General features: G+C 72.7%; 12 protein-coding genes. 6 read left to right on the forward strand and 6 right to left on the reverse strand.

Annotated elements, in window-relative coordinates; genetic code table 11:
* Positions 1–47: 47 nt before the first annotated feature.
* The 3 genes from ACQEVM_RS22470 to ACQEVM_RS22480 form a co-directional block, all read right to left on the reverse strand.
* On the reverse strand, positions 48–914 hold the full coding sequence (locus ACQEVM_RS22470) for an ABC transporter permease (protein WP_433081797.1): 867 nt from the start codon (positions 912–914) through the stop codon (positions 48–50).
* Positions 907–1,863 (reverse strand): ABC transporter permease, encoded by a 957-nt coding sequence (locus ACQEVM_RS22475; RefSeq protein WP_433085314.1) that lies wholly within the window; start codon positions 1,861–1,863, stop codon positions 907–909. Before ACQEVM_RS22475 ends, ACQEVM_RS22470 begins: the two co-directional genes overlap by 8 nt.
* A gap of 82 nt (positions 1,864–1,945) precedes the next feature.
* Entirely contained in the window at positions 1,946–3,559 is a 1,614-nt protein-coding gene (locus tag ACQEVM_RS22480; RefSeq protein ID WP_433081799.1) for an ABC transporter substrate-binding protein, read from the reverse strand.
* A 225-nt stretch (positions 3,560–3,784) separates the two neighbouring features.
* On the opposite strand from ACQEVM_RS22480, the gene ACQEVM_RS22485 reads away from it, so the two are divergent.
* Positions 3,785–4,750 carry a fibronectin type III domain-containing protein gene (locus ACQEVM_RS22485; RefSeq protein ID WP_433081801.1) on the forward strand — a complete coding sequence of 322 codons (966 nt, stop codon included), beginning with the start codon at positions 3,785–3,787 and terminating at the stop codon, positions 4,748–4,750.
* Between the two features lie 90 nt (positions 4,751–4,840).
* Positions 4,841–6,940, forward strand: coding sequence for an ATP-binding protein (locus tag ACQEVM_RS22490; RefSeq protein ID WP_433081803.1), 2,100 nt, complete (start codon positions 4,841–4,843; stop codon positions 6,938–6,940).
* 141 nt (positions 6,941–7,081) lie between these two features.
* Here ACQEVM_RS22490 and ACQEVM_RS22495 read toward each other — a convergent pair whose 3' ends face one another.
* Positions 7,082–7,267, reverse strand: a complete 186-nt coding sequence (locus ACQEVM_RS22495; RefSeq protein ID WP_433081805.1) for a DUF5999 family protein — start codon at positions 7,265–7,267, stop codon at positions 7,082–7,084.
* 156 nt (positions 7,268–7,423) lie between these two features.
* On the opposite strand from ACQEVM_RS22495, the gene ACQEVM_RS22500 reads away from it, so the two are divergent.
* Together ACQEVM_RS22500 and ACQEVM_RS22505 are read left to right on the forward strand one after the other, a co-directional pair.
* Positions 7,424–7,861 carry an SRPBCC family protein gene (locus ACQEVM_RS22500; RefSeq protein WP_433081807.1) on the forward strand — a complete coding sequence of 146 codons (438 nt, stop codon included), beginning with the start codon at positions 7,424–7,426 and terminating at the stop codon, positions 7,859–7,861.
* Between the two features lie 68 nt (positions 7,862–7,929).
* A complete protein-coding gene (locus ACQEVM_RS22505) occupies positions 7,930–8,580 on the forward strand; it encodes an LppU/SCO3897 family protein (RefSeq protein ID WP_433081809.1) in 651 nt (216 codons plus the stop codon).
* Positions 8,581–8,734: 154 nt separating this feature from the next.
* Here ACQEVM_RS22505 and ACQEVM_RS22510 read toward each other — a convergent pair whose 3' ends face one another.
* Complete coding sequence (locus ACQEVM_RS22510; RefSeq protein ID WP_433081811.1) at positions 8,735–9,964, reverse strand: acyl-CoA dehydrogenase family protein; 1,230 nt, start codon at positions 9,962–9,964, stop codon at positions 8,735–8,737.
* Between the two features lie 217 nt (positions 9,965–10,181).
* On the opposite strand from ACQEVM_RS22510, the gene ACQEVM_RS22515 reads away from it, so the two are divergent.
* A complete protein-coding gene (locus tag ACQEVM_RS22515) occupies positions 10,182–10,826 on the forward strand; it encodes a TetR family transcriptional regulator (RefSeq protein ID WP_433081813.1) in 645 nt (214 codons plus the stop codon).
* Between the two features lie 45 nt (positions 10,827–10,871).
* Here the strand turns inward: ACQEVM_RS22515 and def are convergent, their stop codons facing one another.
* Complete coding sequence (gene def / locus ACQEVM_RS22520; RefSeq protein ID WP_433081815.1) at positions 10,872–11,477, reverse strand: peptide deformylase; 606 nt, start codon at positions 11,475–11,477, stop codon at positions 10,872–10,874.
* A gap of 123 nt (positions 11,478–11,600) precedes the next feature.
* Between def and ACQEVM_RS22525 the strand changes: the two genes are divergently transcribed.
* Positions 11,601–12,839, forward strand: a complete 1,239-nt coding sequence (locus ACQEVM_RS22525) for a MurT ligase domain-containing protein (protein WP_433081817.1) — start codon at positions 11,601–11,603, stop codon at positions 12,837–12,839.
* Positions 12,840–12,847 lie beyond the last annotated feature (8 nt).

Raw genomic sequence — 12,847 nt, forward strand, 5'->3', positions numbered from 1 at the left:
CGCGGGGGTCTCGGCGCGGCCGGGGAAGGTCGGGGAAGGCTCCGGGGTCACAGGGTCGGCTCCGAGCGGCGGCGGGGGTTGAGGCGGTCGCGCCAGGCGGCCGCGAGGCCGGCGATGGCCAGGGTCGGGATGATCAGCAGCAGGCCCGGGAAGAGGGTGGGCCACCAGGCCCCCACGAGGAGCGAGCCCCGTGCGGTCTGTACGAGGGTGCCCAGACTGGCCTGGTGGGAGGGGAGTCCGAGGCCGAGGAAGGACAGCGCCGACTCGTGCCACATCGCGTGCGGGATCATCAGCACGGCGGCGAGCCCCGCCTGGGGCATGACCGCGGGGATCAGGTGGCGGGTCGCGACCCGCCACCGTGAGGCGCCGCCCGAGACGGCGGCGTCCACGAAGGGCCGGGACCGCAGTGACAGGACCTCGGCCCGGACGATCCGGGCGGTGGACAGCCAGTGGGTCAGGGCCACCGAGACGACCACCGGCCACACCCCGGGGCGGAACATCGCCACGATGAAGATGCCGAGCAGCAGGTGCGGGATCGAGGACAGGGCGTCGACGACCCGCATCACGAGCCGGTCGGTCCAGCCTCCCCACGCGCCGGCCGCCGCGCCGACGGCGGTGCCGATCACCGTGGCGACGAGCGCCGCCACCAGGCCGACCAGCAGGGACACCCGCAGCCCGTGGACGCAGCGCAGCAGCAGGTCGCGGCCCACGTCGTCGGTTCCGAAGGGGTGTTCCCAGGAAGGTCGCAGGAGCTTCGCCGACAGGTCGACGGCCTGTTGGTCGAGCTGTGCCAGCGGGGGGACGAACAGGACCGCCGAGGCGATCACGGCCATGGTCAGGGCGCCGGCGCGCACGCGCGGTCGACGTGTGGGGCGGTGGGCGCGGCCGGGGGCGCGCCACATGGTCTCAGCCATCGAAGCCCACCCTGGGGTCGGCGAGTCCGTACAGCAGATCGGACAGCAGGTTCCCGGCGAGCACGGCCGCGGTGGCGGACACCGTGAGGGCGGCGAGCAGCGGGAAGTCCACCGAGGTGGCGGCCTGCACGGTGGCCGCCGCGATCCCGGGCCAGCTGAACACGGTCTCCACCAGCAGCGCCCCGGTGATCAGTTCGGGCACCCGTGATCCGATCAGGGTCAGCATCGGCAGCATCCCGGAACGCAGTGCGTGCCCGATCAGGATCCGTCGCTCGGCCACGCCTCGGGCCCGGGCCCCTCGCACGGGGTCCTCGTCCAGGGCGTCGGCCACGCCTTGGCGTGCGTACAGGAAGAACCAGGGCAGTTGGGAGATCCCCAGCACGAGTGCCGGGAGCACCAGGTGGGACGTGACCTGACCGGGGGTGACCACGTCGGAGGAGGCGTCCGTGAGGCCGCCGGAGGGCAGCACGCCGAGCCGTACGGAGAAGAACCAGATGGCCAGCAGGCCCAGCCAGAAGGCGGGGGCGGCTTCCAGGGTGTAGGCGAGGGCGGAGACGGCCCGGTCGAGCGGGCCGCCTTGTCGTCGGGCGGCGAGGACCCCGAGGGCCGTGCCCGCGAGCACGGCCAGTGCGAAGGCGCAGAGGGCGAGCAGCGCCGACCAGCCCACCCGTTCGGCGATGACGTCGCCGACCGGTTGGCGCATGACGGAGGAGGTTCCGAGGTCTCCGGTGAGCGCGGAGTTGAGCCACTCCCACCAGCGTGCGACCAGCGGCCGGTCGACGCCGAGGTTGCCGCGCAGTTGGTCGAGTTCGGCCTGCGAGGCGGTGAGGCCGGCCGTGCCGGCGTACGCCTTGACGGGGTCGAAGGGGGACATCGCGGCGACGGCGAACACCCCGAAGGTGACGGTGAGCAGGACGGGGGCGGCGAACAGGGTGCGCCGGCCGGCCATGCGCGCCATCGGCCCCCAGGGGACGCGGGAGGAGCGGCAGGTCACGTCGTCGGGTTCACTGCGGGAGGTCACGTCGTCGGGTTCACTTCCGCTTCGGCTTCCAGTTCTCGACGTTCCACCAGGGGCCGGAACCGAGGCCGTGGTCGTGCGGCTCGACCTGCGTGGTGATCCCCTCCCACTTGTCGTCGACCACGTACAGGTGGTCGACGTGGGTGAGGAAGACGTAGCCCGGGTTCGCGAGCAGTTCCCGCTGCACGGTGTCGTACGCGGCCTTGCGTACGGCCGGGTCACCGCTCTTGCGGCCGTCGAGGAGCGCCCGGTCGACGGTCTTGTTGTCGTACCGGGCCATGTTGTTGAAGCCGTCGCCGGCCAGTGCGGAGTCGAGCAGCGGGTACTGGTCGAAGTCGGGGTCGGCCGGGGAGCCGCCGCCGGCGAGCACGGCGTCGGTCTTCATCCGGGGTTCGATGACCTCCCAGGTACCGGCCTCGGTCCTGACCTCGATGCCGGCCTTCTTGGCGTCGGAGGCGAAGGCGAGTGCGTGGTCCTGGCGGGTCTTGTCGCCGGAGGTGTACCAGAGCGGGAAGGACGCGCGGGTGCCGTCCTTGGTGCGGATGCCGTCGTCTCCGGTCCTCCAACCGGCCTCGTCGAGGATCTGCTTCGCCTTGTCGAGGTCGTACGCCCGTTCCGTGCCGGCCGTGAACCAGGGGCTGTCGGTGGGCGCCGGCCCGTAGGCGGGCTTGCCCGCGCCCTCCAGGAGCTTGTCGACCATGGTCGTGCGGTCGACGGCGAGGTCCAGCGCCCGGCGGACGGCCTGGTCGCCGGTGACGTCGTGGGCGGTGGGGAGGGTGACGTTGCGGTAGTCGAAGGTCTTGGCCGCGTGGAGGGTGCGCGCGCCACCCTTGTCCCCGGCCTTCCCGCCGAGGGCCTTGGCCAGGGCGGGCGGGAGGATCGCGCCGTCGAGTTCGCCGGAGCGCAGCCGGGTGGCGCGCACGTCGTCGTCCTTGATGACGACCATGGTGAACTTCTTCACGGCGGGCTCGCCGGCCCAGTGGGACGGGTTGGCCTTGAAGCCGATCTTCTCGCCCTTGGACCAGCCGGTGAGGACGTAGGGGCCGGTACCTACGGGTCGGGTGGTGAAGTCGCCGCTGTTGACGTCCTGTCGGCCCGCGATGTGCTCGGGCGCGATCGGCAGCACGGTCCGCTCGGCGAACGGCGCGTAGGGGTACTTCAGGGTGAAGACGACGGTGTCGTCGCCCCGCGCCTCGACGCCTTCGATCGCGTCGAGTTCGGTCTTGGAGGCGTTGTTGGTCTTCGTGTCCAGGATCGTCCGGTAGGTGAAGACGACGTCCTTGGCGCCGAAGGGCTGCCCGTCGCTGAACTTCACGCCGTGGCGGAGCCGGTACGTGTAGGTGCGTCCGTCGGCGGAGACCTCCGGCAGGGCCTCGGCCAGGGCGGGCCGCAGCTTCATGTTCGCGTCGTGCGTGAGCAGTCCGTCGAAGATCTTGGAGTTGCCGTCCTTGCCGTACCCGAGGAGCGGGCTGAGGGTCTCCGGCTCGGTCGCGATGCCGACGACGGCGGTATCCGCCGCGCGGCCCGGGTCGCCTCCTGACGAGGGTGCCGAGCAGGATGCCGTGCCCGTGATGAGCGTGGCGGCGAGCGTCGTGGCGGCCCCTGCTCGTACCGACCGGGCCGTCATGCGATCCACATCCCCGTATACCTGCTTTTCTTACTGTTTAAGATCATCTCTTATTGCAAAGAGATCGCAATAATGCCAGATGGGGCGGGGGCGACGAAACCGGCCGCCCGGCCGGCCGCCGCCGCGCACTGGACCCCCGCCGGGACCGCCGAGGTCTTGCCCGTCCACGGCCGGGCGTGCCATATATGTCTAGACCTTTACGAGGAAGCGGCGGAAGGCACCTCCTTGCGACACTCCGCGCGAAGCGCCGTCCCCGCGCTCTGCCTCTGCCTGGCGCTCGCCACGGCGTGCGCCCCGGACGGCGACACCGACCCCCCGCACGCCCCGGGGGAGCTGACCGCGCAGGCCGGCAGCGCCACCTCGGTGCACGTCATGTGGCGAGCGGCCCCGGACAGCGAGGGGGTGACCGGCTATCAGGTCTTCCAGGGCGACCACCTGGTCCGCGAACTCCCGGCCGACAAGACGATGGTGGACGTCACGGGCCTCGCCCCGGTGACCGCGTACTCCTTCACGGTTCGGGCCCGGGACGCCGCCGGCAACCGCTCCCCGCTCAGCGAGCCCGCCCGGGCGACCACGCCCGCGGCGAAGGCCGAGGACCGGCGGGCCCCCACGGCTCCGCCCACCACCACGGGCCGCGCCGAAGGCCCCCGGGCGGCCCGGCTGAGCTGGACGGCGGCGACGGACGACACGGGCGTCACCGCGTACGACGTCCACCAGGGCGGCGTACGCGTCCACACGGCCGGCGCCGGCGAGAGCGCCACCATCGTGACCGGACTCCAGCCGGGCACCCGCTACAGCTTCACCGTCCGCGCCCGGGACGGCGCCGACAACACCTCCCCCGACGGCCCGACCGTGGAGCTGACCACGCCGCCCGACCCCGGACAGGGCCCGGACACCGCGCCGGGCGGGCTCACGGCGACCGCCTCCCCCGGGCTGGTCGACCTGTCCTGGACCGCCCCGGCCACCGGTCGCCGCACCGAGGAGTACCAGCTGTACGTCAACGACCGGCCCGTCACCGTCATCCAGTTCGGGGCCGGCGCGGCGGTCCCGTCCGGCACCGGGAGGGTGGAGCACCGGCTCACGGTGACCGAGCCGGCCGGCACCGTGTGGGCCGTGAAACTGCGCGCGCGACTGCCCGACGGCAACTGGGGGGCGTTCACCGCGGAGACCCGCGTCGTCCTTACCCGGTGAGGCTCCGCACCCGCGTGCCTCCTGCGGTGGAACATGCGGCGATCCGGCCGAACGCCCCTGCCGCCACACGAGATCACGCACAATACATCCGTGTTCGGTGAGTACTCGTTCAACAACAGTCAGCCGGCCTCCGCAGGCGGCCACCCCGGGCCGGGAGCCGGTCCAGCGCCGGGAAACCTGCCGCCGCAGTCCCCGGGCTTCGTCGGGCGGGAACGTGAACTCGCCCATCTGGGGCACCTGTTGCCGGACAGACGACTGATCACGCTGACCGGGGTGGGCGGGGTCGGCAAGACCCGGCTCGCCCTGCGGGCCGCCGCCGCGTCCGGGCCCGAACGACCCGACGGGGTCTGGTGGGTCGAGCTCTCGCCCCTGCGCGACCCCGGCCTGCTCACCGCGACCGTGGCCCACACCGTCGGCCTCGCGGACCACTCCGCCCGGTCGCTGGACGAGGAACTGTGTGCCTGGATGGCGGACAAGAAGCTCCTCCTGGTCCTCGACACCTGCGAGCACCTGATCGCGGCCTGCCGGCACCTCGTGGGGGAACTCCTGCAGTCCGCACCGGACCTGACGGTGTTGACCACCTCGCGCGAACCGCTCGGCAGCCCCGGGGAACAGCTCGTCGAGGTGCGTCCGCTGCCCTTCGAGGGGCCGGACAGCGACGCCCTCGCCCTCTTCCGCCGGCGGGCCGTCGCCGCGTCCCCGCCGGCCGCCGCCGCCTTCGACGACCCCGGGCGGGCGACGATCGCCGCCGAGGTGTGCCGGCGGCTCGACGGGATCCCGCTCGCGCTCGAACTGGCGGGCGCGCGCCTGCGGTCGTGGACCCTCGAACAGATGGCACAGCGCCTGGGCGCGCGATTCGACGTGCTGGCCGACTCCGACGACGCCCTGCTCCCCCGGCACCGGACGATGCGGACCGCGATCGGCTGGAGCCACGAGCTGTGCGAGCCGGTGGAACGACTGCTGTGGGCCCGCCTGTCGGTGTTCACCGGGGACTTCGACGTGGCCGCCGCCCGGGCGGTGTGCGCGGGCGGCCCGCTGCCCGCCTCCCGGGTCGAGCGGGTTCTGGCGGGCCTCGTCGCCAAGTCCGTGGTCCGGCGCACCGAGGAGCGCGGGGCGGGGATCCGCTACCGGATGCTGGACACGATCCGCGAGTACGGACACGACTGGTTGACGGAGCTGGGCGAGGTGCGCACGGTCGCCGACCGGCACGCGCACTGGTACCTCGCGCTCGCCCAGGCCGCCGACCGGGGGTGGATGGGGCCGGGCCAGGTGGACTGGTACCGCAGGATGACCGCCGAGCACCCGCAACTGCGCACGGCCCTGGAACAGTTGCTGAAGTGTGAGCCGGCAGCGGCCCAGGAGATGGCCGGGGCGCTCTGGTTCTTCTGGTTCGCGTGCGGGCACGTCCACGAGGGTCGCGGCTTCCTGGAGCGGTCCCTGCGCTCGGGCCCGCGCACGGGCACCGGGTACACGCAGGCGCTGTGGGCGCTCGGCCTGACGGCGCTGCTCCAAGGCGACATGGACGCGGCCCGCGGGCTCGGTGAGGAGTGCACCCGCTCGGCCGACCGACTGGCGGACCCTGAGCGCGAGTTGCGGGCCGCCTACCTGCACGCCGTGGCGGTGATGATGCCCGGCGACTCGGTGCGGGCCCTCACGCTGGCCGGCCCCCGGGCGCGGGCGGGACACGGTGGGCGCTCCAGTGGTCCGGGGTGGCTGCTGTGCCGGCTGGCCACCGGCTTCGCGCTGTGCGACCTGGAACGCTTCGAGGAGGCCGCCGAGGAGGCGCGGGGCCTGCGCGAGGCGTGCGCGGAACTGGGCGAACGCTGGTTGCGGGCCTACGCGGACTACATCCTGGCCATGTCCGCGCTGGGTCTCGGGCACCACGGGGAGGCGGCCCGCCACGTCAGGGCCATGCTGTCAAACAAGCGACTGCTGGGCGACCGGTTCGGCATCGCGCTCGGCCTGGACCTGCTCGCGGCGGCGGTGGCGGGCCTCGGGGACGGGGAACTCGCGGCGCGACTGCTGGGCACCGGGCACGCCTGGTGGCGCACGGTGGGGCGACCTCAGATGGGTGGCTCGCCCGCGCTGACGGCCCTGCGGGACGAGGGCGAGCGGCGGGCCCGCGCGGCGATCGGGGACGCGGCGTACGAGACGGCGTTCCTGGGCGGCACGGCTGCGGCCACCGGCTGACCCTCAGCCGGTGGCGCGTTTCTCCGGGGCTCCCGTCAGTACGGGAGGGGTCTGCCCGACGGTGTACGGAGGTCCAGGTCTCGGGGTGCGGGCTTGGGGACGGGCTTGCGGATCAGCTGCTGGCGCATGCTGCCTCCTCGCTCAGACAAGGGCCGGTCGGCGGGGTGCCACCGTGCGGCCGTCGGGGAGCAGTTCACCTGTGTCGTCGAAGACCACGGCACCGTTGCAGAGCAGGCTCCAGCCCTGTTCGGGGTGGAAGGCCACGGTGTGGGCGGCGTCGTGATCGGCGCTGTCGGCGGTCGGGCAGGGGGGCTGGTGGGAGCACATCGGCGCACCTCCTCGCAGAGTGGGGCGGGAGGGCCGGTGGTCACCCGGTCGAATCCGCGATCCACGGTGGCGGTGAGTATTGCTGATCGCCGCCCCCGGACGGAACCCATATTCGGGGTCCAGTTCAGGGTGTGTATGCCCGATTACGATGCGCTCATGCCCGCTATCCGGCTCGTTCGCACGACGACCCTCCCGCCCTCCGAGGCCTGGCTCCGGTTGACGGACTGGGAGCGCCACGGCGCAGAGGTCCCCTTCACCCGGACGACCGTCGAGACGGCGCCGCCGACGCACGTCGGAACGCTGTTCACGGCGCGGACGGGCGTGGGAAGGCTCACATTCGACGACCCCATGGAAGTCACCCTCTGGAGGCCTCCGGCGGGGGCCGCCGCGGGACTGGTGCGCCTCGTGAAGCACGGTCGGGTGGTCCGGGGCTGGGCGGAGATCGAGGTTCGGCCCCACTTCCCTTCCGGGGCGCAGGTCCACTGGCGCGAGGAACTGAGCCTGCGCGGGCTGGGCCGCCCCTTCGACCCGCTCGTCGCGGCGGCGGGCCGCTTCCTCTTCGGCCGGGCCCTCGACCGGTTGTTGGGGACATGACGAATCCCGTTAGGGTGCCTTGGATCACCGCGCCCGGTGATCCAAGCGACTCCTTCAAGGGGACCACAGTGGCCACTCCACCACCGCAGCAGGGCTCGGTCCCGCAGCACCAGCCCAACCCGTACGCGCAGCCGCCCGGCCACGGGAATCCGTACGCGCAGCCGCCGCAGCAGCAGCCGGCGGGGCACGGCAACCCGTACGCTCAGCCGCCGCAGCAGCCGCCCGGCCACGGGAATCCGTACGCGCAGCCGCAGCCCGGCGCCGGCGCGCCGCAGCCGGCGGGCCACGGCAACCCCTTCGCCGCGGGCGTGCCCGGACAGGGCGGCCACGGCTGCCGGCTGTGCGGGGCCCAGCCGGCGGCGCAGGCGACCGTCCGGGGCCACCAGGGCATGGTCCTGATGATGCGCTCGCTGAGCGTGCAGGGACCCTTCTGCCGTGACTGCGGGACCGCGACCGTCCGGGACATGTCCGCGAAGACGCTCTGGCAGGGCTGGTGGGGGCCGATGTCCCTGCTCCTCACTCCGATCACGGTGCTGCGCAACCTGGGCCCGAGGTCGACGTTCGCCAAGCTCGCGGCCCCGCAGGGCGGCTTCCGCCCGCCGCTGGACCCGGGCAGGCAGCTGCGTCGGCGTCCGCAGGCGCTGGTCGTCTCGGTGCCGATGGCCCTGGCCCTGCTGTTCTACGCGACGCTCATCGTCATCGCCGTGGCCACGGGCTGACCCGCGTCCGATCGACATGACCGTGCCCCGGCGGGCCATGGGCCCGCCGGGGCACGGTCGTTCCCGGTGACGCGGGGCGCCCGGGACGGGAGAGCCGCCCCGGGCTCTGTCGTCGAGGTCTCGCCCGGCCGCGGCGCCCCTTCGACGACAGGGCCTAGCGGATCGGCATCCCCGAGATCGTTCGGGCGATCACCAGGCGCTGGATCTCGCTCGTCCCCTCGAAGATCGTGTAGATCGCACTGTCCCGGTGCATGCGTTCCACCGGGTATTCGCGGGTGAATCCGTTGCCGCCGAGGATCTGGACCGCCTGGGCGGTGACCTTCTTGGCGACCTCGCTCGCGAACAGCTTCGACATGGACCCCTCCGCGGCGGTGAAGGGCCTGCCCGCTGTCGCCATCCAGGAGGCCCGCCACACCATCAGCCGGGCCGCGTCGATCTGCGTCCGCATGTCGGCGAGTTGGAAGGCCACGCCCTGGTTGTCGATGATGGGCCGACCGAACTGGGTCCGGGTCTTGGCGTAGTCCAGGGCCACTTCGTAGGCCGCGCGGGCCGTGCCCACGGCCATCGCGCCCACCGCCGGGCGGGAGGCCTCGAAGGTGGCCATGGCCGCGTTCTTCACGCGCTCGCCGCCACCGGCCCTGGCCCGCTCGCGGGCACGGGCGAGCCGCTCGTCGAGCTTCTCCTTGCCGCCGAGGAGGCAGGATCCGGGGATGCGGCAGTCCTCCAACACCACCTCGGCGGTGTGCGAGGCGCGAATGCCGTGCTTCTTGAACTTCTGGCCCTGCGACAGGCCGGGGGTGTTCGGCGGCACGATGAAGGAGGCGTGCCCCTTGGTGCCCAGCTCGGGGTCGACCACGGCGACGACGATGTGGACGTTGGCGATGCCGCCGTTGGTGGCCCAGGTCTTGGTGCCGTTGAGCACCCACTCGTCCTTGGCCTCGTCGTAGACCGCGCGGGTGCGCATCGCCCCGACGTCCGACCCCGCGTCCGGTTCGGAGGAGCAGAAGGCCGCGACCTTCACGTCGTTCTGGTCGCCGTACATCTGCGGAATCCAGGTGCCGATCTGCTCCTCGGTGCCGTTGGCGACGACCCCGATGGCGGCGAGGCCGGTGCCGACGATGGACAGCGCGATGCCGGCGTCACCCCAGAAGAGCTCCTCCATCGCCATCGGGATGCCGAGACCGGTCGGGTCGAAGAACTGCTGCGCGTAGAAGTCGACGGAGTAGATGCCGAGCTTGGCCGCCTCCTGGATGACGGGCCACGGAGTCTCTTCGCGCTCGTCCCATTCCGCGGCGGCGGGCCGGATCACGTCGGCGGCGAAGCCGTGGATCCAGTCCCGCACCTGCTTCTGGTCGTCGTTGAGCTCCATGGTGAACTCCGCCATGTCCCCTCCAGCTGTCTCATGCACGTACGGTTGCCCACCCGGGGTGGTTACCAGCGGTAACCACATCGAGGGCCACAGTCTGTTACCGACCGGTAAGCAGTGTCAAGCGCGGCCCGTTCGGCCCGGAGGGCGGCCGTCGGGGCGATCGACGGGGCGTGGGGGGTGTTACGTTGCGTGGGCGTCACGCACATCGCAAGGGCGGGGAGAGAAACACGTCATGGAGACCACTCAGCAGGCCGGCGAACCGGGAGCGGCCGAACGCCGGCGCCGGGAGCTGCTCGAAGCCGCCGACCGGGTCGTGCTCAGGGACGGCCCGAAGGCCTCCATGAACGCCATCGCGGCCGAGGCGGGCATCACCAAGCCCATCCTCTACCGGCACTTCGGCGACAAGGCGGGGCTCTACCAGGCCCTCGCCGTGCGGCACACCGACGCCCTGCTGGACTCGCTGCGGGCCGCGCTCGACGCCCCGGCCGAGCGCCGCCGCCGGGTCGAGGCCACCCTGGACACCTACCTCGTCGCGATCGAGGCCCGCCCGCAGGTGTACCGCTTCCTGATGCACCCCGCCGAGGACTCGCACGCCGCCGAGCGCGGCTTCGACGTCGGCCTCCACTCGGCCCCCCTGTTGCGCCGCCTGGGCGAGGAACTGGCCCAGGTCATCGGCGAGCGCGTCGACCTCGGCCCCGGTGGCGAGCGCCTCGCCCGGGTCTGGGGCCACGGCATCGTCGGCATGATGCACGCCGCCGGGGACTGGTGGCTCGGCGAACGCCCCTGCGATCGGGCGGAGTTGGTCACGGCCCTCACCGACCTGCTGTGGGGCCGACTGGCGACCGCCGGCAACCGGGCGGACGGCCCCGGCTTCTGACGCTTCTGACCGGCCGGGCGGCCCGCCGACCGGACCGACCCCGGCTCAGACCCGGGCCCGACCCTCCCCCGCATCCGCAGGTCGGCTCCGCTCGTCCAGCCGGGCGATTCCCCGCGCGCCCCACGGTGTCCGGCGGATCGCCCGCAGCAGCCTGGTTCGGCGCCACCCGGTGACCCGGGCCGCGTAGACCGTGCCGTCGAGGTGGTCGCACTCGTGCTGGAGGCAGCGCGCGAAGAACCCGGTCCCCTCGACCCGCAGGGGCGCGCCGTCGGAGGTGAACCCCTCGACGACCGCGCGGTCGAAGCGGACCGTGCCGGCCTCCAGGCCGGGCAGCGAGAGGCAGCCCTCGGGGCCGCGGTACCCGTCCCCGTCGGCCGCGACCAGCCGCGGGTTGACGATGTGCCCGACGTGGCGGACGTCCTCGTCGTCGGGGCAGTCGTACACGAACACCCGCCGGCCCACGCCGATCTGGTTGGCAGCCAGGCCGACGCCCTCGGCGGCGTACATCGTCGCGAACATGTCCTCGATCAGCCGGTGGAGCGGCGGCCCGAACTCGGTGACCTCCGCGCAGGCCGAGTGGAGCACCGGATCGCCCAGCAGGCTCATGGTGCGGACGTGTCCGGTGGTGCCGGGAATGAGGCGCTGTCGCATGCCGGCAAGGGTACGACGGGCGAACATATGAGGAGATCCGCGACGTCCCGGGGGCGCCGCGGTCAAGGCTCCGGCAGGTACTGGATAGGCTGGGGCCGACCGACGCAAGGAGGACAAGGGACGATGGCAGGCAACACGGAGCCGCTTTCGCCGCGGGCCAAGCTGGCCGTGACGGCGGGCAAGGCCGCGGCGGCGGTGTCGCGGGCCGCGGGACGCGGAAGCGGATCGGTGATCGGTGGCAAGGTCGCACTCAGGCTCGACCCCGATCTCCTCGGCGCGCTGGCGCAGCATCTCGATGTCGTCCTCGTCTCCGCGACGAACGGCAAGACCACGACGACCCGACTGATCGCGGAGGCCCTGCGGGCCAGCGGTCCGGTCGTCTCGAACGCGCTCGGCGCGAACATGCCGGCAGGCATCACCTCGGCGCTCGCCGGCGGCTCGGACGCCAAGTACGGCGTCATCGAGGTCGACGAGAAGTACCTGGCCGGAGTGGCCCGGGACGTCACGCCCAAGGTGATCGCCCTGCTGAACCTCTCCCGCGACCAGCTGGACCGCGCCGCCGAGACCCGCATGCTCGCGGAGAAGTGGCGCGAGGGGCTCTCGGGCTCCAAGGCCGTCATCGTGGCGAACTGTGACGACCCGCTGATCGTGTGGTCGGCCTCGTCCTCGCAGAACGTCGTGTGGGTGGCCGCCGGCCAGGAGTGGAAGGACGACGCCTGGTCGTGCCCCTCCTGTGGTGGCGTCATGCAGCGCCCGGGCGACGACTGGTTCTGCGGCGAGTGCGGTTTCCGGCGTCCCACCCCGAGCTGGGTGCTCTCCGGTGACCACGTGCTCGACCCGCACGGCAGCGCCTGGCCCATCCACCTCCAGCTGCCCGGCCGCGCCAACAAGGCGAACGCCGCCACCTCGGCCGCCGTGGCCGCCGTGTTCGGCGTCCCGCCGCAGGTCGCGCTGGAGCGGATGTACCAGGTGCAGGCAGTGGCCGGCCGCTACGACGTGGTCAGCTTCATGGGGCGCGAGCTGCGGCTGCTGCTCGCCAAGAACCCGGCGGGCTGGCTGGAGACGTTCTCGCTGATCGACCCGCCGCCGACCCCGGTGATCCTGTCGGTGAACGCGCGCGGCGCCGACGGCACCGACACCTCCTGGCTGTGGGACGTCGACTACCCGCGGCTGGCCGGGCACCCGATCTTCGTGATCGGCGACCGCAAGCTGGACCTCGCGGTCCGCCTGGAGGTCGCGGGCCTGGACTTCCGCGTCTGCGAGACCCTCGACGAGGCCGTCCAGTTGGCTCCGCCCGGACAGATCGAGCTGATCGCCAACTACACCGCCTTCCAGGACGTGCGCCGCCGCGTCGGCAACTAGACCCACAG

The sequence above is a fragment of the Streptomyces sp. CA-243310 genome, from assembly GCF_050936775.1.
Lineage (GTDB): Bacteria > Actinomycetota > Actinomycetes > Streptomycetales > Streptomycetaceae > Streptomyces.